The sequence below is a fragment of the Enterococcus sp. DIV0546 genome, assembly GCF_051712785.1.
Taxonomy (GTDB): domain Bacteria; phylum Bacillota; class Bacilli; order Lactobacillales; family Enterococcaceae; genus Enterococcus; species Enterococcus faecalis.
Window position 1 is genome coordinate 261,827 of record NZ_JBIOPO010000001.1, and the last position, 23,667, is coordinate 285,493.

20 protein-coding genes are annotated in these 23,667 nt (G+C 37.7%); 13 read left to right on the top strand and 7 right to left on the bottom strand.

Going from position 1 to position 23,667, the window contains the following annotated elements:
• Window positions 1-35: 35 nt before the first annotated feature.
• Window positions 36-620 (bottom strand): lytic polysaccharide monooxygenase, encoded by a 585-nt coding sequence (locus IGJ24_RS01370; RefSeq protein ID WP_002355225.1) that lies wholly within the window; start codon window positions 618-620, stop codon window positions 36-38.
• Window positions 621-893: 273 nt separating this feature from the next.
• Here IGJ24_RS01370 and IGJ24_RS01375 point away from each other — a divergent pair, with 273 nt between their 5' ends.
• The 3 genes from IGJ24_RS01375 to IGJ24_RS01385 are packed head-to-tail and all read left to right on the top strand — an operon-like array spanning window position 894 to window position 3,065.
• Complete coding sequence (locus IGJ24_RS01375; protein WP_002355227.1) at window positions 894-1,628, top strand: acyl-ACP thioesterase domain-containing protein; 735 nt, start codon at window positions 894-896, stop codon at window positions 1,626-1,628.
• Between the two features lie 50 nt (window positions 1,629-1,678).
• Window positions 1,679-2,512, top strand: a complete 834-nt coding sequence (locus tag IGJ24_RS01380; protein WP_002358361.1) for a DUF72 domain-containing protein — start codon at window positions 1,679-1,681, stop codon at window positions 2,510-2,512.
• 16 nt (window positions 2,513-2,528) lie between these two features.
• The gene (locus tag IGJ24_RS01385) at window positions 2,529-3,065 is read left to right on the top strand and encodes an HAD family hydrolase (protein ID WP_129193885.1); all 537 of its coding nucleotides are present in this window, start codon (window positions 2,529-2,531) and stop codon (window positions 3,063-3,065) included.
• 22 nt (window positions 3,066-3,087) lie between these two features.
• Here the strand turns inward: IGJ24_RS01385 and IGJ24_RS01390 are convergent, their stop codons facing one another.
• Entirely contained in the window at window positions 3,088-4,440 is a 1,353-nt protein-coding gene (locus IGJ24_RS01390) for an aspartate kinase (RefSeq protein ID WP_002385384.1), read from the bottom strand.
• A 186-nt stretch (window positions 4,441-4,626) separates the two neighbouring features.
• On the opposite strand from IGJ24_RS01390, the gene IGJ24_RS01395 reads away from it, so the two are divergent.
• The 3 genes from IGJ24_RS01395 (at window position 4,627) to IGJ24_RS01405 (ending at window position 8,506) form a co-directional block, all read left to right on the top strand.
• On the top strand, window positions 4,627-5,313 hold the full coding sequence (locus tag IGJ24_RS01395) for an HAD family hydrolase (protein ID WP_002355232.1): 687 nt from the start codon (window positions 4,627-4,629) through the stop codon (window positions 5,311-5,313).
• Between the two features lie 185 nt (window positions 5,314-5,498).
• A complete protein-coding gene (gene ezrA / locus IGJ24_RS01400) occupies window positions 5,499-7,235 on the top strand; it encodes a septation ring formation regulator EzrA (protein WP_010822459.1) in 1,737 nt (578 codons plus the stop codon).
• A 125-nt stretch (window positions 7,236-7,360) separates the two neighbouring features.
• Window positions 7,361-8,506 carry a cysteine desulfurase family protein gene (locus IGJ24_RS01405; protein ID WP_002358363.1) on the top strand — a complete coding sequence of 382 codons (1,146 nt, stop codon included), beginning with the start codon at window positions 7,361-7,363 and terminating at the stop codon, window positions 8,504-8,506.
• Window positions 8,507-8,560: 54 nt separating this feature from the next.
• Here the strand turns inward: IGJ24_RS01405 and IGJ24_RS01410 are convergent, their stop codons facing one another.
• Together IGJ24_RS01410 and IGJ24_RS01415 are read right to left on the bottom strand one after the other, a co-directional pair.
• On the bottom strand, window positions 8,561-9,253 hold the full coding sequence (locus IGJ24_RS01410; RefSeq protein WP_002355236.1) for a response regulator transcription factor: 693 nt from the start codon (window positions 9,251-9,253) through the stop codon (window positions 8,561-8,563).
• A complete protein-coding gene (locus IGJ24_RS01415) occupies window positions 9,250-10,593 on the bottom strand; it encodes a sensor histidine kinase (RefSeq protein ID WP_164980811.1) in 1,344 nt (447 codons plus the stop codon). Before IGJ24_RS01415 ends, IGJ24_RS01410 begins: the two co-directional genes overlap by 4 nt.
• A 324-nt stretch (window positions 10,594-10,917) precedes the next feature.
• On the opposite strand from IGJ24_RS01415, the gene IGJ24_RS01420 reads away from it, so the two are divergent.
• From IGJ24_RS01420 to IGJ24_RS01440, 5 genes are all read left to right on the top strand, one after another.
• Complete coding sequence (locus IGJ24_RS01420) at window positions 10,918-11,895, top strand: DUF4822 domain-containing protein (protein ID WP_002367855.1); 978 nt, start codon at window positions 10,918-10,920, stop codon at window positions 11,893-11,895.
• Window positions 11,896-12,079: 184 nt separating this feature from the next.
• Window positions 12,080-13,045 (top strand): DUF4822 domain-containing protein, encoded by a 966-nt coding sequence (locus IGJ24_RS01425; protein ID WP_289865482.1) that lies wholly within the window; start codon window positions 12,080-12,082, stop codon window positions 13,043-13,045.
• 218 nt (window positions 13,046-13,263) lie between these two features.
• Window positions 13,264-14,307, top strand: coding sequence for a DUF4822 domain-containing protein (locus IGJ24_RS01430; protein ID WP_010817001.1), 1,044 nt, complete (start codon window positions 13,264-13,266; stop codon window positions 14,305-14,307).
• Window positions 14,308-14,480: 173 nt separating this feature from the next.
• On the top strand, window positions 14,481-15,284 hold the full coding sequence (locus IGJ24_RS01435; RefSeq protein ID WP_164980799.1) for an ankyrin repeat domain-containing protein: 804 nt from the start codon (window positions 14,481-14,483) through the stop codon (window positions 15,282-15,284).
• Between the two features lie 51 nt (window positions 15,285-15,335).
• Window positions 15,336-16,547 carry an amidohydrolase family protein gene (locus tag IGJ24_RS01440; RefSeq protein ID WP_113803160.1) on the top strand — a complete coding sequence of 404 codons (1,212 nt, stop codon included), beginning with the start codon at window positions 15,336-15,338 and terminating at the stop codon, window positions 16,545-16,547.
• Window positions 16,548-16,672: 125 nt separating this feature from the next.
• Here the strand turns inward: IGJ24_RS01440 and tnpA are convergent, their stop codons facing one another.
• The 3 genes from tnpA to IGJ24_RS01455 form a co-directional block, all read right to left on the bottom strand.
• Window positions 16,673-17,128 (bottom strand): IS200/IS605 family transposase, encoded by a 456-nt coding sequence (gene tnpA, locus IGJ24_RS01445; protein ID WP_002411089.1) that lies wholly within the window; start codon window positions 17,126-17,128, stop codon window positions 16,673-16,675.
• A 192-nt stretch (window positions 17,129-17,320) separates the two neighbouring features.
• Window positions 17,321-18,133: an alpha/beta hydrolase gene (locus IGJ24_RS01450; RefSeq protein ID WP_164980800.1), complete on the bottom strand. Its 813-nt coding sequence runs from the start codon at window positions 18,131-18,133 to the stop codon at window positions 17,321-17,323.
• A complete protein-coding gene (locus tag IGJ24_RS01455) occupies window positions 18,108-19,700 on the bottom strand; it encodes a PucR family transcriptional regulator (RefSeq protein WP_002355248.1) in 1,593 nt (530 codons plus the stop codon). Before IGJ24_RS01455 ends, IGJ24_RS01450 begins: the two co-directional genes overlap by 26 nt.
• A gap of 122 nt (window positions 19,701-19,822) precedes the next feature.
• Here IGJ24_RS01455 and fdrA point away from each other — a divergent pair, with 122 nt between their 5' ends.
• Window positions 19,823-22,834: a DUF1116 domain-containing protein gene (gene fdrA, locus IGJ24_RS01460; protein ID WP_002355249.1), complete on the top strand. Its 3,012-nt coding sequence runs from the start codon at window positions 19,823-19,825 to the stop codon at window positions 22,832-22,834.
• Window positions 22,827-23,660, top strand: a complete 834-nt coding sequence (locus IGJ24_RS01465; protein ID WP_129193891.1) for a DUF2877 domain-containing protein — start codon at window positions 22,827-22,829, stop codon at window positions 23,658-23,660. Before fdrA ends, IGJ24_RS01465 begins: the two co-directional genes overlap by 8 nt.
• Window positions 23,661-23,667: the final 7 nt, after the last annotated feature.

Below are 23,667 nucleotides of genomic sequence, written 5' to 3' on the forward strand. Positions count from 1 at the left end.
GAACTCCTTTAATTTAGTTTAAGATGTGAGTGTTTTTACTGAATATTCACATCAATCGCTTGGTAAAAGGCGTTCACCGTATCACCAATGCCCCAAACAGCGTAAATGACATGATAACCTTTGCGGTCTGTCGGAATATTAATTGTTTGTTTAACAACTTTATTAGGAACTTCTTGTTTACCGTCAATTGAAGCAATTTTGTCGAAGTTTTTAATGTCTAATGGTTGATTGGGATTCCAGCCATTTTTAGTAATATAGTAATCCCAAGAAGCAGTTCTATGTTGGGCAGTTAAGTTCCAAGTGATGTCAAGGGGACCTGTTGTAATGTTTGTTTTGTGCCAACGAGTAGCTGTTTGTTCATCCAAAGGTTCAAAACCTGAGACACCTGCACTGGCTAATTTACCAGTAATAAACGTATTTTTGGGCGCTTCGATACTTTGAGGTTCCCATTGTGCACGACCAACATTTGTATTTAAGTTACCACCAGCAGAACTACCAAAGAAAGCACGACTTCCAGGACTTGCTACGTAACCATGAGCCTCTGAAACAGTAGGGGCCAATGCAGCGCCACCTAAAACAAAACTAAAAGCCAGGACGATTGTTAATAAACTCTTTTTCATGAAAAAACCTCCTAAAAAATTATTTTGTATACGCTTACAGATAGGAATATAACATAATAATCTTTCGGATACAAATAATAAGAAATGTTATTTTTAAAAATAAAAAAATATTTTTAAAGTAATATTAAGAACGTTTTTAAATAATATAAATAATAGTGTTTTTCAAAGTTTTGTTAATTTTTCATTCGGAATCGCAATTGAAGAAATCACGTGGTATACTTTTAAGAAGAAACAATGACACGAAAGTAGCCATTGGAAAAAGGAGATTATTTCGTGGGAAAAAAACATACATCCTCTTATGAAGTTGCCTACTATGACGGCGATTTTACTGGTGCAATGAAGATACCGGCTTTGTTAGCGGTTGTCATTAAAGTATCAGAAGAACAAACAGAATTACTAGGAAGAGATGCGGCTTATGTCGCTCAATTTGGTCTAGGCTGGGTCATCACCAATTATGAAATAGAGATTCACCGCTTACCAAAAGTTGGTGAAAAAGTAGCAATTACAACGCAAGCTATGAGTTATAACAAGTATTTTTGTTATCGTAACTTTTGGGTTCATGATGAAGAAGGCAATGAATGTGTCTTTGTGAAATCAACCTTTGTCTTAATGGATCAAAAAAATCGGAAAATCAGTAGTGTGCTACCAGAAATTATTGCACCTTTTGATTCTGAAAAAATCACTAAAATTTATCGCCATGAAAAAATTGAAAAGGTCACAGAGGGGAACTTTTTACCTTATCGTGTGCGTTTTTTTGATATTGATGGCAATCAACATGTTAATAATGCGATTTACTTTAATTGGTTATTGGATGTGTTAGGGTATGACTTTTTAACAACGCATCAACCGAAAAAAATTCTTGTGAAATTTGATAAAGAAGTAGAATATGGGCAAGAAGTCGAAAGTCATTACGAAATTGTCGAACAAGAAAATCAGTTGAAAACGCGCCATGAGATTCGGATTGATGGTCAAACCTATTGTGAAGCGAATATCGATTGGACCAACTAAGTTGAGATAACGGTTTAGAAAAATAAAAAGTTACGCAGAGGAGGAAGGACATGATTCGCTTAGGGTTAACATCTTTTAGTGAACACGACTATTTAACTGGAAAAAAACGGGCCACGCTTTATGAATATGCCAGTCATTTACCGCTAGTTGAAATGGACACGGCGTATTACGGGATTCCTCCCAAAGAACGAGTAGCTGAATGGGTCAAAGCAGTTCCCGAAAACTTTCGCTTTGTCATGAAAGTTTATAGTGGAATCAGTTGTCAAGGTGAGTGGCAGACCTATTATGCAAGTGAAGAAGAAATGATCACCGCCTTTTTAGAAAGTATGGCCCCATTAATTGAAAGTAAAAAATTATTTGCCTTTCTGGTACAATTTTCAGGAACATTTGGTTGTACGAAAGAAAATGTCGCTTACTTGCAAAAAATTCGTCACTGGTTTAAAGACCTACCCATCGCCATTGAATTACGAAATAATTCATGGTATCAACCAAACTTTGTAAAACAAATGTTGCAATTTATGAAAGAAAATCAATTTTCCCTTGTGATTGTAGATGAACCGCAGATTCCTACGAATCCAGTGCCCTTTTATCCGTATGTAACGAATCCTAATCTCGTGCTCTTCCGGTTTCACGGACGTAATGCGGCTGGCTGGTTAGCCAATGATGCAGAGTGGCGTAAAAAAAGAACCCTCTATCATTATAATACGCAGGAAATCGCTGATTTAAGCGAAGCTGTTTTAAAAATGTCGCAAGAAGCTAAAGAAGTGGGCGTAATTTTTAATAATAATTCTGGCGGCGATGCTGCAGAAAACGCCCTACAGATGCAAAAAGTCTTGAATTTGAGTTACGATGATTTGAATCCAAAACAATTAGATTTATTTTGAGAAAGAAGGTAGCTGAATGTCTGAAAAGCAATCCCCTTATGAAATGGCTTGTGCATTCCACGAGGTTTTTAATCCAGAACAACCAGAGCAACCAACTGCTTTTTCGCCAGAGCTAGCCAGTCGACGAGCAGAGTTTAAAGTCGAAGAACTTGTGGAATTTTTATATAGTGCAGCTAATAATGACCAAGTGCTTTTTCAACAATTGGTCGACGGATTAAAAAAATCTGTCGATAAAGCAGAGCAGAAAGTCTTGGCGAAAGGCAAACCAGTATCTGATCCTTTAGTGGAGGAAGTGGATGCACTAGTCGATTTATTGTATTTTACTTATGGTTCGTTTTGCTTAATGGGCGTCAATCCAACAAAAATTATTGAAATCGTTCATCAAGCCAATATGGGGAAATTATTTCCAGATGGGCAGCCACATTATGATCCGGAAACAAATAAAGTATTAAAACCTGAAAATTGGGAACAAGATTTTGCGCCAGAAGCTAAAATTAAAGCGGAAATTCAACGCCAATTGAAAATTACTGAAACCAATGAAAAAGACGAATGAGTTTTCTCATTCGTCTTTTTCATTAATCATGGAAGAACGTCCGATATAAGGCTTTGATGGCTTTTTCCTCTTGTTCTTTCTTGATACCAAACATAATACTTACTTCCGAAGATCCTTGGTTAATCATTTCTAAGTTGATTTTTTCTTTGGCTAACGCCATTGTACTTTCAGCAGTAACCCCAATTCGTTGGCGCATGCCTTCCCCGACAATCATAATCATGGAAAGGTGATGCGTGATGCGTAACTCATCAGGCGCTAAAACTTCTTGGAGTTGGGCCATCAGTCGATTTTCAATTTCAGTTGTTAACTGGTCTTCTCTTAAAACAATCGTGATGTCATCAATTCCTGAGGGCATATGCTCATAGCTTAAGGCTAATTTTTCTAGTACTTCTAAAAGCCGTCGCCCAAAACCTAACTCTCTATTCATTAAATACTTACTAATGTAAATACTTGCGAACCCTTGATCACTAGCAATTCCTACAACAGGGGCATGCTTCACTTTGCGAGAAGTGGTAATTAGGGTGCCAGGATGATGTGGGTTGTTAGTATTTTTGATAACGACTGGAATATTTGCGCGATAGGCAGGCATTAAGGCTTCGTCGTGGAGGACGGCAAATCCTGCATAAGCTAACTCCCGCATTTCTCTGTAGGTCAATTCTTGAATCGTTTGAGGCTGTTCAATAATTCCAGGATGGGCGACATAAATTCCGTCCACATCGGTAAAGTTTTCATACAAATCTGCTTGAACACCTGCGGCAACAATGGACCCTGTGATATCGGAACCGCCACGAGAAAAAGTACAAATTTCGCCTGCTTCTGTATAACCAAAGAAACCTGGAATAACCAAGATTTGTTGAGTCTCACGATAGGCACTAATTTTCTCTAAAGCTTTTGGTAAAATACGGGCATTGCCTGGCTCAGGTGTCACTAGGAGACCCAATTCTTTCGGACTAATGTAGCGAGCATCTAAGCCATTCTGATTGAAAAAACTGGCAACAACTTTTGCATTATTGTCCTCGCCGCTAGCTAAAAAATAGTCAAATAAAAAAGCATTGTTTTCTTTTGGTAAAGTGGCTAATTGGCGAATCGAAATAGCAATATCAGCTAAAACTGCTTTATCCAAGTGTAATTCATCAAAAAGATCTTCATAACGACGAATGATGGCAGAGATTGTCGATTCAATTTCCTCATTATTTAAGTAGCGCTGATAGTATTGAATCAATAAATCAGTCACTTTAATATCTTGCGGGGTTCGCTTTCCAGGAGCGGATACAACGACAAACGTTCGGCGCGGCTCTTCCTTGACGATTTGTAAGACTTTCTGTAACTGTGGTGCTGATGCTAGCGAGCTACCGCCGAATTTAACTACGTTCACGTTTATCACTCCTGTTTTTAATTATTTTCTCATTTGTAGATTAGTAAAAGGATACCGAAAAACATTTAGAAAAGCAACCACTTATTTTCAGAAAGTTAGGAAATCATGAAAATATTTGTTCTTCATTTTTCCTTAAAATTTTGTTAAACTGTAAAGATATGAGTCGTAACGAAGGAGTTAAATAGTATGACAGAATCCAAAACTGCCATTATTTTTGATATGGACGGTGTCCTAGTAGATAGCGAAGCTTATTATTATGAGCGACGTAAAGCATTTTTAGCGGAATTTGATTTGACCATTGAGGGCCTAACCTTGCCAGAATTAGTCGGTGCGGATATGCGTTCATTATGGCAAAAGATTGAACAAGTCAACAAAAAAGAGCTAGATATTGCTTTTTTAAATGAACAATACATAGCCTATAAAAAAGCGCATCCGATAGATTATTTAGCTGTGCTTGATGAAAATGCGAAACGTGTTTTACAATTTTTAAAAAGACAAGGCTATAAAATCGGATTAGCTTCTTCTTCCACAAAAGACGCAATTGAAGAGGTTTTGACAGTGGGGCAATTAAGTAGTTATTTTGATGCGGTCGTGAGTGGGGAAGATTTCGAAGAAAGTAAACCGGCGCCGGATATTTATCTGCACACGTTACAAGAATTAGCTGTTGCGCCACAGGAATGTATAGCCATTGAAGATTCAGAAAAAGGCATTGCCTCTGCCAAAGAAGCTGGGCTAGAAGTTTGGGCTATGCGCGATGAACACTTTGGGATGGATCAAAGTCAAGCGGATGCCTTCTTAACACAACTAAGTGATATTTGTAAAAAAATTAGTGAAAATCGGATCGATGAAAGCAGTGAATCAACCCCTTCGTAAGAAGATCGCGGGTTTTCTTAAAAAAGTTTGTTATAACTAGTGAATGAATATACAGTTTGTGCTATAATTTTCTATAGGTATTTCTGCAAGAATGCCCTTTTTCAAGGGTCAGGAACAATAGATAACCGTGTGAAGAGAACAAACAACCTTTCTTTTATTATAGAAAAATTATCGGAGGAGCCAAAATGAAGAATAATTGGATTATCATTTTAGTACTAGTAATCGTTATTATTGCTGCGGTGCTATACTTAATTGGTTATTTTATGCGCAAAAAAAATCAAGAACAATTAGATGAATTAGAAGTTCGTAAAGAAGCCCTGTTTGACTTGCCAGTCTTTGAAGAAATCGATGACATTAAAAAAATGCATCTAGTTGGACAGAGTCAAAATAGTTTCCGTGAATGGAATCAACGTTGGGTAGAACTATCGACGCGTTCTTTCGCCGAACTAGAGAGTCAAATTTATGAAGTCGAAAATCAAAATGAAATTTTCCGTTTCATGAAAGCGAAGAAAGCAGTCGTGGAAGCGAATGAAACGATGACCGAAATGGAAGCCGAAGTGGAAGTCATTCGTAATGGCTTGAAAGAATTACGTGAAAGTGAAGAGCGCAATTCATTAGAAGTTCAAAAAGCTTTGGATGTCTATGAAGAATTAAGTAAATCACTAAAAGATGATAAAGCTAGCTTTGGTCCAGCTTACTCCGAAATCCAAAAACAATTAAGAAACGTCGAAATTGAATTCACACAATTTGTCACACTAAATACATCGGGGGACCCAATCGAGGCTCGAGAAGTCCTAGAAGATGCGGAACGTCATACGTATGAATTGGAAGACTTAATGAAACGGATTCCACCAATGTATGAAGAATTAAATGAAACTTTCCCAGATCAATTAAAAGAAATCGAAGAAGGCTACAACCAATTATTAGCTGACGATTATGTGTTCCCTGAACAAAACTTTGCTGAAGAAATTCAACATGCGAAAAAACGTGTCGAGAATTCAATGGCTGATTTAGAGAAAACAGAGATTGCTGCAGTAGAGGTCGCAAATCGCGACACAGCAACGGCGATTGATGCATTATATGAAGTGATGGAACGTGAAATTGAAGCGAAGAAATATGTCGTAACCAATCAAAAAATTATTGACGATTATATTTCTCATTCCTTAAAAAATAACCGTCAATTAATGATTGAATTGGACCATGTATCACAAAGCTACACCTTAAACAACAACGAGCTAGGACGTAGTCGTGGCTTCCAAACGGAAATTGAAGAAATTATCCGCCGTCAAAAAGACTTGGAACCTCGAATGAAAGAACATACCGTTCCTTACTCTGAAATTCAAGCGTTCTATAAAGAATGCTATAAGATTTTAGATGATATTGAAAATCAACAATTAGAAATTGATGCTTCATTGAAAGAACTAAGAAAAGGCGAAAAAGTCGCCCAAGAAAAAGTCGACGAATACGAATTCCGTTTACGGAGTATCAAACGGTATGTTGAAAAGCAACGATTACCAGGTTTGTCTGCTGATTACTTAGAATTTTTCTATGTGGCAACAGATCGAATTGAAGATTTAAGCCGAGCCTTAAATAAAATGCGCATTAACATGGATGAAATCAATCGTTTGTGTGACTTATGCGAAGATGATTTAGAGTTATTAGATAAGAAAACAAAAGATTTAGTCAATGCAGCAGCTCTGACAGAACAAATGATGCAATATGCAAACCGCTATCGTCATACTCACGAAAACGTCCGAGCGGCTTTAGATAAAAGTATGTATTTATTCTCGACAGAATTCCGTTATCAAGATGCATTAGATGAAATTGGAACGGCATTGGAAGCTGTTGAGCCAGGAGCGTTCAAACGAATCGAAGATTTTTATTTTAAAAATATCAATAACCCTAATCTAACAGCAATTTAATTAAACAATCACTAAACAGAGGTTTGTCGACAGACAAGCCTCTGTTTTTATGGCGTGGTGGTGACTTGAAGTGATACTTTAGAAAGTATATAATGGGAAAGAATTTTAAAAAAGAAGGGTGACAAATGATTTATTTTGATAATAGTGCAACTACACCGATTTACCCCCAGGCTTTAGATACATATGTAAAAACCAGTCAGCGGATTATTGGCAATCCGTCTAGTCTGCATGACTTAGGCAGCCAAGCGAATCGGCTCTTACAACAAGCACGGAAGCAGATTGCGGAGCTAATCAATGTTTCAGCAAATGAAATCTATTTTACAAGTGGCGGAACTGAAGGAGATAACTGGGTTTTAAAAGGAACGGCAATCGAAAAACGAGAATTTGGTAATCACATCATTATTTCTGCAGTGGAACATCCAGCAGTTACAGAAACAGCGGAACAATTAGTCGAACTAGGTTTTGAACTTTCTTATGCGCCAGTGGATAAAGAAGGTCGTGTGAAAGTCGAGGAATTACAGAAATTAATTAGAAAAGAAACGATTTTGGTTTCTGTTATGGCAGTCAACAATGAAGTGGGAACGATTCAACCAATTAAAGAAATCAGCGAGGTTTTAGCGGAGTTTCCTAAAATTCATTTTCATGTAGACGCGGTTCAAGCAATTGGGAAAGTTAATTACTCAGAGTGGTTAACGGATCGGGTGGATTTTGCAACGTTTTCTGCACATAAATTTCATGGACCACGAGGCATTGGTTTTATGTATTGGAAACAAGGAAAACGTTTAGCGCCGCTTTTAACAGGAGGCGGGCAAGAAAACAACCAACGCAGTGGGACAGAAAACGTACCAGCAATTGTGGCAATGGCCAAAGCGTTGCGTTTGCATTTAGAGAACGAACAACAACGGCCGCAACATGTGGCGACATTACGGAGTTATTTATTAAAGGCGCTAGAAGAATTTCAAAATGTGACTGTTTTTTCACAAGATAATGAACATTTTGCGCCACACATTTTATGTTTTGCTTTGAAAGGGATCCGCGGCGAAGTGCTAGTCCATGCATTGGAAGAAAAACAGATTTATATTTCGACTACGAGTGCTTGTTCTAGCCGGAAAAAAATGGCTAGCAGCACCTTATATGCCATGCATGTGCCAGGGGAATTAGCGACTTCCGCTGTGCGCATTAGTTTAGATGAAAGCAATACAATGGCAGAGATTGAACAATTTATGATTGTTTTCAACCAACTTTATCAAAAATTTTCTCGTGTAAATTAATAAAAAAATAAGTCGGAGCCTATTTCTAGGCTCTGACTTATTTTTTTGCTTTCTTTATCGATTGAAGCGGTAGCCACTTCCCCAGAGTGTTTCAATCGGAGAATCAGAGAGATTGGCTTTTTTTAATTTTTCCCGAATCCGTTTAATGTGAACAACGACAGTCGAAACCTCAGTATCTAAGGCATCAAACCCCCAGACACTTTCAAAAAGTTCTTCTTTATTCCACACACGGTTAGGATGTTCCATCAAGAAAACCAATAATTTGTATTCTTTGCTTGTAAAAATAACTTCATTTTCTAAAACAAACACTTTGTGGGCGGCAGTGTCGACAGCGATTTCATTGATTTTTAGTAATTGTGGTGGTTGTTCTGCTTTGCTTAGCAATTGATAACGGTTCATATGGGCTTTTGCTCGAGCGACTAATTCATTGGGGCTAAACGGCTTGATTATATAATCATCAGCACCTAAGCCAAGCCCACGAATTTTATCAATATCTTCTTTTTTAGCCGAAACAATCATGATCGGCGTTTGCTTTTTTTTCCGAATTGCACGACAGATTTCAAAACCATCCATAGTTGGCAGCATCACATCTAAAATAATTAAATCAAAGGGCTCATTTAAAGCTGCTTCCAATCCTTTTTTTCCATCATGTTCGATTGTGACAGTCATATCATTAATTTCTAAATAATCTTTTTGCAAATCAGCAATGCTTGGATCATCTTCAATAATTAATACATGTGGTTTCATTTTTCATCCTCCAACAACGGCAGCGTAATTATCACGTTGGTGCCGTCTCCTTTTTTACTTGTGACAGTGATTGTTCCCTGATGATAGTCAATAATTTGTTTGACAATACTTAATCCCAAGCCGCTTCCTTTAACTGTTGGGGTTCGAGATTTGTCTACACGATAGAAACGTTCGAATAAATAAGGTAATTCTTTTTTATCGATACCAATGCCGTTATCTGCAATGGTTAAAACTAAATCTGTTTGATTATGCGTTAAAGAAATCGTAAAGGCCAGTTGCTCTTTATTTGGATCCGCAAATTTAATGCTATTTTGAATTAGATTGGTAATCACGCGATTCATCTGCGTTGGATCCATTTGAACGTATAAAGCTTCGGTGGGAAGTACAGAAGTGATCACGAGTTCTTGTTCCAAACGGTATTCTTCAAGAATATGTGCAATAAAACGAGTGAAATTGGTCTTTTCCATTGTAAAGACAGCACGGTCTAGGTCTAATTTAGAATACAAAAATAATTCTTCAATTAAATCATTGAGGCCTAAACTTTTTTCATGAATGACCGTTAAATAGCGCTGTTTTTTTTCTTCAGTATTGGCAACGCCATCCATCAAACCTTCAACGTAACCAATAATAGAAGTAATTGGTGTTTTTAAGTCATGAGAAATATTTGCAATTAATTCTTTCCGATTAGCTTCATATTTTTCGCGTTCCGCATTGGCTTCTTCTAAATCTTGCCACATTTGTTCAAAACTAAGTTGGAGCTGTTTGACTTCTGTTGAGACGGTTTGGTGGCTAGTTGGTGTAAATGGATTTTCTTTTTGGGCATCCTTACCCAATGTTTTAGTCGCTTTTTCTAATGCTTCTAATGGCTCGATAGTGGTTTTGGTTAAGCGCTTATTAATGAGCCAAGCTGCCGCAATTGCTACAAGGATAATTAACAAAATCATCCAGATAATCCAGCGTGTGAAGAATTCAAAAAGGCTGCTTTCGCGTTTCAAGACAATAAAGCTCCCGTTAGAACCATCTAAATAATGAAAATCGGATTTGACATAATGATATAGACGCCCTGCATTATCCAGTGTGCCAGTTGGCATAATATTATTCATTTCGTAGTTTGGAATATGTACAGACAAAGATTTTTCTACTAAATTATCCGAATAATAAGGAAACCGTGCATTCTTTCGAATAATCACACTTAATCCTTTTGCCTCAATTGTTTGAATCGTTTCCTTTAATTCTTTACTTAAAGGCGTATCTAGTAATTTCGGTGACTTTTTAAACAATTGATCTAAGGCCAAATAACTTTCTTCTTCGTTAGCGGTCAATGGTCGTTGCTTATTCATCATTCGGTAAGCTTGGGGCAAACTGGGGACAGTTCCTAATGTGATGTAAGAAGCTAAGGATAAAACAGCTAAAACAGAGGCTAAAGTAATAATGATGGCACTAATATAAGAAATAAAAAAGCGGCGTTTAATGGTCAAAAGCGTCCCTCCTAGTGGTTTTAATCTATTTCTTACTTATAGTGTATTACAAGTGAACAAAAAAAAGCTAGTATTGTTATTAACTTTTTTTCATTTGTTTATAATTTGTTCATTTTTCGGCAAGTAGGAGTTTATAAGGCTTTGCTATTCTAGGTATATCAAAAAGAAAAAAGGGGATTACCAACTATGAAAAAGAAAAAAGTTTTTAGTACGATTACCTTATTAACCTTTAGTACGTTGTTGATTGCAGGCTGTGCTGGCGGAGCCAACTCTGCAACAGATAAATCAAGTGCAGCTAGCTCAAGCACTGCAGTCTCTAGTTCAGCAGAACCAGCTAAAGAGCAATCAAAAGGACAAGAATTAACAGAAATTTTATCCAGTACTGATTGGCAAGGCACAAAAGTTTACGACAAAAATAATAATGATTTAACAGCAGAAAATGCTAATTTTATTGGTTTAGCAAAATATGATGGTGAAACAGGTTTTTATGAATTTTTCGACAAAGAAACAGGTGAAACCCGTGGCGATGAAGGCACATTCTTTGTGACAGACGATGGCGAAAAGCGTATCTTAATTTCGGATACACAAAACTATCAAGCGGTGGTCGATTTAACGGAAGTGACGAAAGATAAATTTACCTATAAGCGAATGGGTAAAGATAAAGACGGGAAAGATGTAGAAGTCTTTGTAGAACATATCCCTTATTCTGACGAGAAATTAACCTTTACGAATGGCCGTAAAGATTTAGAAACAGAAACTGGCAAGATTGTTACCAGTGAACCTGGGGATGACATTTTAGGGGCTACATTATGGAATGGCACGAAAGTTTTAGATGAAGACGGTAACGATGTTACTGAAGCAAATAAAATGTTTATTAGTTTAGCGAAATTTGATAATAAAACAAGTAAATATGAATTCTTTGATTTAGAAACGGGTAAAACCCGTGGAGATTTTGGTTACTTCCAAGTAATTGATAATAACAAAATCCGGGCCCACGTTTCAATTGGTGACAATAAATATGGAGCTGCGTTAGAATTAACAGAATTAAATGATAAACGTTTTACGTATACACGAATGGGTAAAGACAACAATGGCAAAGAAATTAAAGTCTTTGTAGAACATGAACCATATGAAGGAGACTTTACGCCAGACTTCACGTTCTAATTAGTCAATCACGAGTGGATGAAGCGGTCAAAAGGAAGTAAAGGATTCTTTTGACCGCTTCATTTTTAACAAAAAAATAGTTTATAGTTGTTTTTAATCGTTTATAAATTGTTCATTTTTCTGACAGTGGTAGTTTAGAATCGTTTGTTAAGATAGGTTTATCAAAGAAAAGGAGCGATGCTTTATGAAAAAGAAAGTATTAAGTTCGATTACTTTAGTAACATTAAGTACGTTACTTATAGCAGGTTATGCAAGTCCAGCATTTGCAGGTCATGCAGCCAATCCAAATAGTGCTACAGCAAATTTAGGCAAACATCAAAACAATGGCCAAACAAGAGGCGACAAGGCGACTAAGATTTTATCTGGCACGGACTGGCAAGGAACCCGAGTTTATGATGCTGCAGGTAATGATTTAACGGCAGAAAATGCTAATTTTATTGGTTTAGCAAAATATGATGGTGAAACCGGTTTTTATGAGTTTTTCGACAAAAATACTGGGGAAACCCGTGGTGACGAAGGAACATTTTTTGTGACAGGTGATGGCACAAAACGAATTTTAATTTCGCGGACACAAAATTATCAAGCCGTAGTGGATTTAACCGAAGTGAGTAAAGACAAATTTACTTACAAGCGTTTAGGGAAAGATAAACTGGGGAATGATGTTGAAGTTTACGTGGAACACATCCCTTATCACGGGAAAAAATTAGCTTTTACAAATGGACGTGAAGCATTAACCAATCAAACTGGCAAAATTGTGACAAATAAATCAGGGGATAAAATTTTAGGAACAACCTTGTGGAATGGCACAAAAGTCGTAGATAAAAACGGTAATGATGTGACAGCGGCCAATCAAAATTTCATTAGTTTAGCGAAATTTGATCCAAACACAAGTAAATATGAATTTTTCAATTTACAAACAGGTGAAACCCGCGGCGACTTTGGGTACTTCCAAGTGGTGGACAATAACAAGATTCGGGCCCATGTATCTATAGGGACGAATCGTTACGGCGCGGCGCTAGAATTAACGGAACTAAACAATAATCGATTTACGTATACTCGAATGGGTAAAGATAATGCTGGTAATGATATTCAAGTGTTTGTAGAACATGAACCTTACCAAGGCACATATCATCCAGCCTTTACTTTCTAAAAGTCTCTTGTCTTCTCTCTTATTTAACAAAAGAACGTCCCCCAACGTTCTTTTGTTTTCTCTTCTTCTATAAATAAATTGTTATTAGTTACAATTAAACATTATTATTAAGATAATTATAATGATTATTATTTAATAATTTGTTCATATTATGGACAGGTGGAGTTAATAACTACTTGCTATCCTTAAATTATCAAAAGGAAAGGGAGTAGTAGCTTATGAAGAAAAAAATGGTGGGGACAATTACATTATTGGCCCTAAGTGCAATGTTAGTTGGTGGAGTAGGGAGTTCTGTCACAGCACAGGCATATGCGCCTGTAGCAATGGCTAATCCCAATAATTTAGGAGATTTACCTGAGTATTTACGCTCGGTTGGTATTCGGCAAGATGAAATGTTATCGGAAAAAGATTGGGCAGGTCAACGTGTCTATGATAAAAATGGGACCGACTTAACCGCTGAAAATCAGGATTTATTGCATGCAATCAAGTTTGATGCAACCACTAGTTTCTATGAATTTTTTGATAAAGAGACTGGAGAATCCACAGGAGATGAAGGAACCTTCTTTATGACTGCTGGTATTACGGATGTTTCTCGTCTGGTACTTATCTCGGAAACGAAAAATTATCAAGGCGTTTATCGTCTGAAAACCTTGTACCAAGATACCTTTACGTATAGCCAAACAGGGAAAGACAAAGCAGGAAATGATGTGGAAGTTTTTGTAGAAAATAAAGCAACCTCAGGACCAGTCTATGGCCGTCCACAACCTTTCCCAAATAATCGTCCGAGAACATTGGAATTTACGAATGGTCGCCGTGCCATGACAGAACAAACAGGCCAGATTGATGTAAATCGACAAGGGGATGAAATTATTGGTAAAACTTCCTTTGATGGGACACCGCAACTTCTTTGGAATGGCACAAAAGTAGTGGATAAAGATGGCAATGACGTAACTTCGGCCAACCAAAACTTTATCAGCTTAGCGAAATTTGACCAAGATAGCAGCAAATATGAATTTTTCAATTTACAAACTGGTGAAACTCGTGGCGACTATGGCTACTTTAAAGTAGGAAATCAAAATAAATTCCGTGCCCATGTGTCCATTGGAACCAATCGCTATGGCGCTGTCTTAGAATTAACAGAATTGAATGATAATCGTTTTACGTACACACGAATGGGTAAAGATAACGAAGGAAACGATATCCAAGTCTATGTGGAACATGAACCATACCAAGGAACTTTTAATCCTGAATTTACCTTTTAAGAACAAAACATACGAATGGAAACCAAAAAAAGTTTCGACTTCTTTTGGTTTCTCTCTTTTTAAAATAGAAAAACAGAGAAAGCGTTTTAATCGACAAATAAAAAAAGATTCGTTAGATTAGAACCACTGGAGAAAAATCTCATATTTCTCTCGAGGAAAGGAAGTTGAGCACAATGAACAAAAAAATTTTAATGGGGCTATTAAGTGTCATGACCATTCCATTACTTGCTGCGTGTCAAGGAGGAGAAACACCCTCCGCAGCGTCAAAAAATAGTCAAACGGTGACTACTCAAAGTAGTGCAAAAACTGAAAGCACCAGTACAACCCGTTCGGTGGCTCAAACAACATCAAAAGAGGAAGTGAAAGAACCGATGAAGACCTATGAAGTGGGTGCGCTTTTAGAAGCAGCCAATCAACGAGATACGAAGAAGGTCAAGGAAATTTTACAAGATACTACTTATCAAGTGGATGAAGTCGACACAGAAGGCAACACACCGCTCAATATCGCTGTGCACAATAATGACATTGAGATTGCAAAAGCGTTGATTGATCGGGGTGCCGATATTAATCTGCAAAACAGCATTAGTGATAGTCCCTATCTTTATGCGGGAGCGCAAGGACGTACGGAAATTTTAGCGTATATGTTAAAAAATGCGACCCCAGATTTAAATAAGCATAACCGTTACGGTGGCAATGCGTTAATTCCGGCAGCTGAAAAAGGACATATTGACAATGTGAAGCTCTTGTTAGAAGATGGACGAGAAGACATAGATTTCCAAAATGACTTTGGCTATACAGCATTGATTGAGGCAGTGGGGTTACGTGAAGGGAACCAACTTTACCAAGATATTGTAAAATTGTTAATGGAAAATGGTGCGGATCAATCCATTAAAGACAATTCTGGTCGAACAGCAATGGACTATGCCAATCAAAAAGGTTATACGGAAATTAGTAAAATTTTAGCACAGTACAACTAAGTATTGTGTCCTTTCGGGAAGGAATAAATACAGGTAGGAGTGAAGGAAAGCATGAATTATTGGTTAAAAAATGTTCGAATTGAAACAGGGTATCAAAAAGAAGGTGACTGGTTATCTGGGACAGTAACCAAAGAAGTGGCAATTGAAGTAACAGATGGAGTATTTACGAAAATCATCCCCAATGAAGAATTGGTAGAAGAACCTGGGTTGACAATTATTGATGGGCACCATCAATTGATTTTACCAGGTTTGATTGAAAAACATTGTCACTTTGATAAAAGTAAACTAGGCGTTCCGTGGTATCCGGTGACGCCAGCGAAGTCAATTGTGGAACGTGTCGAAGCAGAAATCCCTTATTTAGATAGTTTAGAACTTTCTTTAACAGAACGCGCCAACCATTTAATTGACTTAGAATTACCACATGGCGCGACAGCCTTCAGAACACATGTCGACGTGGAACCGATGACAGACTTACGTTATTTTGATGAAGTCCAAGCATTGGCCCAAACGAAACCATTTGCGGTAGAAATTGTCGTCTTTCCACAGCACGGCTTACTGCGTTCAGATTCCGTTGAATTAGTTGATCAAGCATTGGCAAAAGGCGCCGATTTTATTGGTGGCGTGGATCCTTATTCACTAGATGGTGATTACAAAAAATCATTGGCTGAAACATTCCGCTTAGCAGATAAACATGGTGTCGGTGTGGATATTCATTTACATGACCGTCACGAAGCTGGGACAACAACGATTAAAGAAATTATCCGTTTAACGAAAGAATATGGCCTACAAGACAAAGTATTTATCAGCCATGCCTTCGGGTTAAATGATTTCATTGGTGAAGAACGTGCCGAAGTTTATGATGCTTTAGCAGCAGAAAAAATTCATATTAATTCCAGCGTGCCAATCACACCTAATACGATTCCGCCAATTATGGAATTGTTACGTCATGGAGTCAATGTCCATCTTGGTTGTGACAATATCTACGATTGCTGGTCTCCCTATGGTGATGGTTCATTACAAGAAAAATTGGCTCGTTTAGGTGAACTTTTTAATGTGAAAGATCAAGATGCTTTAACCCAATTATTGGGCTTAGTGACAGATGGTGTCACAACTTTAGACGAACAAGGGCAAGCAAATTGGCCGCAAGTTGGTGCTGAAGCAACTTACTTACTCACTGAAGCAGAATGTGCGGCGGCTTTTGTCGCTCGTCAGACACCGGTGGAAATCAGTGTGGTAAAAGGAACCACACTTTATCAAAAATAGTAAATATCCACCCGCATAGCGGGTGGCTCTTTAATAGCCCTAGAAGGGCTCGCTACCTGCTGCTCCCTTTAAGGGAGCTTTTTTTAGAGACCGCCAACCGCTACCATTCTATTCTTATCTAGTTGTTACTTCCTAAATGGATCTTTATACTCTCTTTTGTTTATACTATCCCTTACTCGATCTTCTGCTTCTTGTTCTCGTATATACTTTGCTATCGTTTTTTGGTTCAGTCCTACAGTGCTCACATAATAACCTTTTGACCAAAAGGATCGATTTCCATAATTGTATTTTAAATTCGCATGACGTTCATGAATGATTACCGCACTTCTTCCTTTTAAGAAACCCATAAAACCTGATACACTCAACTTCGGTGGAATTCTTACCAACATATGGATATGGTCGGGCATTGCATGCGCTTCAATGATTTCGACTTCTTTCATCTCACACAATTTCCTTAGTATTTTCCCTATATCTCGCCTCAATTGACCATAGATTACTTTTCTTCTATATTTTGGTGTAAACACAAGATGATACTTACAATTCCAACGAGTATGTGCTAAACTTTTATCGTCGTTCGACATTCAAAAACTCCTTTCGATTTGATAACGGTTGGTAGCCTTTATCTATTATATCGAAAGGAGTTTTTATCGCTAAAGCTCTGGCCTCCACGCGCAGTACGCGTGGTTTTTTTGTCGAAATCTCTTTAGAGATTTCAACTGACTAAAGTCATTAACAAAAAGAAGCGAGATTTCTCGCTTCTTTTTTTATTATGCTTATCGCTCCTTCAACCAGCTATCCAATTGCTCAAATAAAGTGATGACCGAAGGATCTTTGGTTTGTTTTAAAAAATCATGTTCTAAATAGTAAACCGCTTTAAAGGTACTCTTAGGAATGGTCCGTCCGATTTTTTTGCTATAGCGGAACGGCACTTCTTCGTCTGAACTGCTAGCTGTACTGAAACAAGGTGGAAAAGTTTTTAATGTTTCGTCTGACAGTGCGTAAGCAGACCAGTCCCCATTTTCTGGTAATCCGTAAAAGTGCGGCAATAGCGCTTGCTGAATACTGTAATGATACAGCAGATAGCGAGAAAGAAAAGGATCATCCCAAACAGGCTTTGTTTGGTCGATAGCAGCTATTTCTTTAGCGGAAATGGCTTGCTTTAATAATTTCCGTGGCTCTTTAATAAATTCTAAATCTGTATAGCCGTAAAAATTGACTAAAAATTGTGGCCTCAAATTTAATGTTTGTAATTGTTTGGTTAACTGTAACATTAAATAACTGCCAGCGGAACGCCCGCACAAACCAAAGGACTGGTTTTGAATAATCTCTTCGTTTAGCAATTGGAAGGTTTCTGTTAGCGTCCCTAAGATGTGATCGATTTTTGTATTTGGAGCCAACAAATAGTCCAGCGCTAAAACGGTATAGCCATTGTTTGTAAACAGCTCCTTCAGTTCTTCTGGTAAATCACTTTTGGTTCCATAAATCATCCCGCCACCATGTAAATAGACGACATAGTTCGTTGGTTCAGTCGTAGTGGGGTAGATAGTAACTGTTGCGCCATTAGCGAGTGTTTGATTGTTTTTCAAGTGCACGTCTCCTCATCTTTATAATGTATGTGGCAATTTCATAATTTAACAATTGCAAGGGATTGGCTAAGTCAATATCAAGAAGTTGTTCCACTTTGTTTAAACGATAACGAATCGTTTTTGAATGAAGGAACATCGCTTCAGAGGTCTGTTTATAGTTGCGATTATTTTGGAAAAAACTGTACAAGGTTTCAAACAAATCGTAGTTATTTTCGGCTAATTGATAAAGTGCGCGAGGAATTAATTCGTCTAAATTTTCCAATTGGTCTTCGCGGATAAAATTTTTAAATACCCCAATATCGGCTAAGGTTACAATTGGTCCGTTATAAAAAGTTTCATTAAAGCGCAGAATGTCCAGACATTCAATCAATAGCTCTTTAATCCCTTCTCGTGATTTTAAACTGCTGACGGCAACGGTAAGCGTGTCGTTTTCTTCTAAAAGTTCAGCTAATAAACGGCTTAATTGCAGCTTTGTAATTTTTCCATCACTTTCATTGAAGTTAAAAAGGACCGCCGAATAATTTAGCTGATCGAAGAAGATGGATTTCACACGCAGGGTACGAAGTAAGGCAATAATTCGTTCTTTCATGAGTTGTGTATTGGTGTCTTTGGTAGAAAAAGCAATCGCTTGGTAAGAATCTAGCTCTTGCATTTGCACTTCACGAAGCAAACTGTTTAGCTCGTCAGGATTTTGCGGTGTATTTTGTAAAATAGCATCCGCTAAGTTGTTCAAACGAGTATACCGTTCTTTTTTTAACAAATTTTCGGTATTGAATTTTTCTTGTAAGACATCAATCGCATTTTCGATAATCACTAAATCCGTTTCTTTAACCTTTTCATCTTGTAAATAAACCAGAAGTAAACAATTAGTGGAATAACTATTGAAAATAGAAACTTCTAGTGCCAACTGTTTTTTGGGGTTGGCATGAGAATAAAGTGTTAAAAGAGAGTAATCATTTTTAGTGAACTCACTGTTTTTTAGTTTTTCTCTTGAGAGCACAATCGCATCATGGGGTAAGTCGCCATCGCTAATTTCCAGATGTTTATCCAACATTTTTAAAGCGAAGGGTAATTTAATGATGTCATAAAATTCTTGCATAATCGTCTCAACCGTTGGGTAGTGGCGCTCTAATTTGGTGAAACGTTGGCGCACATCGTAATACGTACGTAAGACATGCGACTGATAATTCAACAAAGGCTCGTAAATCGTAAATAGAATTTTTTCATAGCTAATGTCTTGTGTGATTTTAATTAAAGGAATTTCATAATTGAAACATAATTCGATAAACCACTCTGGAATCATTTTGATGAATCGATCTGTTTTCAAAATTAAGCCGCTGATGCCAATTCGGCGCATCTTTACGAAAAAATTTTCCAACTCTTTTTCGGGTAGATCATGCAATGCGTAGAAAGAAGTCAAAATTAACTGATTCTTTCTACTCCAGTTCTCGATATCAATCGCTTCTAAGACCATTGCCGAGTCAACTTCATTGTCTAAACCAATCTCTTTCGTCAAAATTTTACCTTTTTTTAAGTCACCTATCGATAATAACTCTCTTAATTTCATCGTTTTCTCCTTTTTTCCTCTTATGGATAAAAATTATACCATTTTTTTAGAATTATGTCCGATGAAAACACTTTCTCGTTTCGATACAATAGCATTGTAAGGAATAGATAGGAGGATGAACAATGTTACACACAGTAATTTTGAAAAACAATTACCAAGACTCTATCAACTTAATGTTATTGACCAATAAAATCAATGCATTAGATGGTGTAACCATGAGTCAAATCATGATGGGAACAGATGCCAACAAAGACATCCTTAACAACACGAACTTGTTAACGGATGAGGCCAATAGTGCATCTGCAAACGACATGATGATTGTGGTTGACAGTGAAAAAGAAAACATCATGGAAGAAGTTATGCCAGCGATTGATGAATTCTTAGATGATTTATCAGCAAAGGGAACTAGTGAAGAAGCACAAGCAGCAACTTCTTGGTCAGAAGCGTTTGATCTTTTACCAGAGGCGAATGTAGCGCTATTCAGTATTCCTGGTGAATATGGTGCGCCAGAAATGGAACGTGCCTTAAAAAATGATTTACACGTGTTCTCTTTCACGGATAATGTGTCAATTGAAGATGAAGTACGTTTGAAAAAATTAGCGCATGAAAAAGGCTTACTAATGATGGGCCCTGACTGTGGAACTGGTATTATCTCAAGTATTCCAATCGCCTTTACAAATGTTGTTTCTCCAGGAAACATTGGCGTTGTTGGTGCTTCAGGAACAGGGATTCAAGAAGTTACAACGATTATTGACCGCTTAGGTGGCGGAGTTGTTCACGCCATTGGTACTGGTGGTCGTGACCTAAGCGACAAAGTAGGCGCTATCACAGTGAAAGATGCTATTGTGGCTTTAGAAAATCACGAACCAACCGATGTGATTACAGTTATTTCTAAACCACCTGCAAAAGAAGTTCGTGATGAAGTGGTTGAATTATTACAAAGCATTTCAAAACCAGTCGTTGCGATTTTCTTAGGAGAAAAACCAACAAGTCACGAAGGCAAAGTTTATCTAGCTCATACATTAGAAGAAACAGCTAAAATTGCTGTTGATTTAGCAAATGATGTGGCCGTGAAGAAAAATTACTTTGAAGCATTAGCAAAACCAGCTGTACCAACATTACCAGAAGATAAAGTTGTAAAAGGCTTATATTCAGGTGGTACATTAGCTTCTGAAGCAGGTATGTTAATTTCTGAAGCTTTAGACCTTGGCGGTTTAGTGAAAGCAGAAGGCTATGTCTTGAAATCTCACGGTTATGAAGTCATTGACTTAGGCGATGATATGTATACACAAGGTCGTCCGCACCCAATGATTGACCCAGATGTTCGTATCGAAAAAATTCGTGAATACGCACAAGATGAAAAAACGGGGATTATCTTATTCGATGTGGTGTTAGGCTACGGTGCTCATGAAGACATGGTTGGTGCATTATTACCAGCAATTGAAGAAGCGCGTGCCACAGCTAAAGAAGCCGGACGTGATCTTTACTTTGTTGCAACTGTTTGTGGGACGACGAAAGATCCGCAAAATTACCAATCGTCGGTTGATCGTTTGAAAGAAGGCGGCGTTTTAGTTGCAGAAAGCAATGCTAAAGCTGTTCAATTAGCTCTATTGCTAAAAGGAATCGAAATTTCAGAAGACGATAAAGAAGTGGTTGCTTACAACGGACCAACTGTCGATGTACCAAAACCAGGCGAAAAAGTAATGGAACTATTAACAACCAAACCAAGAATCATTAACGTTGGGTTGCAAAGCTTTACAGAATCAATCGTTGATTACGGTGGCGAAACTGTTCAATTTAACTGGCGTCCGCGTGCCAACGGCAATAAAAAAATGATTAAAATTTTGGATGCTTTGGAAGATTACAGTGAACAAATCGAAGCTGAAAATCACAAAGTAACAGACAAAATTAAAAATGCACAACCATTCTTAGTAGATGTGGTACCTGCGAAATCAGTGATTCCAGAATTAAATGATGATGCACAAAAAACATTACTTCATGCTGGACCACCAATCCAATGGTCTGAAATGACTGGACCAATGAAAGGTGCTTGTATCGGAGCTGCATTATTCGAACGTTGGGCAGACAATGAAGAAGATGCTTTGAAGATTTTTGAAGCTGGCGAAGTACGTTTCATTCCTTGTCACCATGTAAAAGCAGTTGGACCAATGGGCGGTATTACTTCTGGTAATATGCCAGTCTTTGTTGTAGAAAATCGCTTAGAAGGTAACGAAGCATACTGTATCTTGAATGAAGGTATCGGTAAAGTATTGCGTTTTGGTGCTTATTCACAAGAAGTGGTTGATCGTTTAGATTGGATTAAAGATGTTTTAGGACCAACTATTGCGAAAGCCTTGAAACTTTCTGAAGAAGGCTTGAACTTAAACGTATTGATTGCGCGCTCTATTACAATGGGTGACGAGTTCCACCAAAGAAATATTGCCGCATCTTTGAACTTCTTAAAAGAATTGTCTCCATTAATTATCAAAACAGATATTCCAGAAGATCAAAAATACGAAGTAATCAAATTCTTAGCTGACACAGATCAATTCTTCTTAAATGTCATGATGGCAACTGGAAAAGCAATTGTTGATGGTGCCCGTAAAGATACCAACGGAACGATTGTCACAACGATGACTCGTAACGGCGTGAACTTTGGGGTCCGGATTGCAGAAACAGGCGATCAATGGCATACCGCACCAGTAAATACACCAAAAGGTCTTTACTTCACTGGTTTCAGCGAAGAAGACGGAAATCCTGATGTCGGGGATAGTGCAATTACTGAAACAGTAGGCGTTGGAGCAATGGCTATGGTAGCTGCACCTGGCGTAACACGGTTTGTTGGTGCAGGTGGCTTTGAAGATGCGTTAGCAACCTCAAATGAAATGGCAAAAATCTGTGAAGGACACAACCCAACATTCTCAATTCCAACTTGGGATTTCCAAGGAACTTGTTTAGGAATTGATATCCGTAAAGTGGTGGAATTAGGAATTACACCAATTATCAATACAGGGATTGCACACAAAAATGCCGGTGTTGGTCAAATTGGTGCAGGGACAGTTAGAGCACCTCTAGGCTGTTTTGAAAAAGCCCTAGAAGCGTATGCTGAGAAACTAGGCATTACGGTTGAATAACCAACTAGTCATTAGTGACTACATTTTTCCTATCCACCAATATGGCAAGATGGGAACCATTCACAGTGTTTTTGAACGTTCATTTAATCTGAAAGTCCAGGATCAATTAATCAATGTTGCAAACTTCCATAATTATTTATCAAGCTTTGGTATGTTTTTGCCAGATCAATTGTTTCAAGAAATCTTTCCGTATGTACAACAAGGTAATAAAGTCAAAATCACAGAAAATCAGTTGACCTTTTACAGTACAGTCGGCGTGAAAACGATCCAACTCACACCTGCCGAGGTCGTTTCTTTAAACATTACTCATTTCAAGTTAGAAAAAGACCAATTACGCTTGTTGCGAGACCGCTTATTAGCGAGAAACTTAGAACGTAGAATTGGCCTGCCTTTAGACGAACGAGCAAAGCATATTTTCAAAAAAATGAGCCAAAAACAAAAAGTTTGGACACTATCGGAATGGCAAGAAGTAACGAATTATCTGATTGGTCGGGGCAAAGGGTTAACCCCGAGTGGTGATGACATTTTAGTAGCGTATCAAACAATTCTGTTCATACTTGCTGATGAAAGAGCTTCGGCGTTAGCCGCTACTCTTTCGGCAGCAAATTTATCCACAACAGATGTTAGTAAAGGCTATATTGCAAGCTCGGCTAAAGGATATGTAAATTCATTGTTGTATCAGTTACTCTTGGATTTGGAGAACCATCGGGATAATAGAGTTGACGAAAATATTGACAGAATTATACAAATCGGACATTCCTCTGGTAAAGATATGTCATTTGGAATGTTACTAGCTTTACAATCTGTAGAGTTAGATGAGAAGTGAGGAGAAG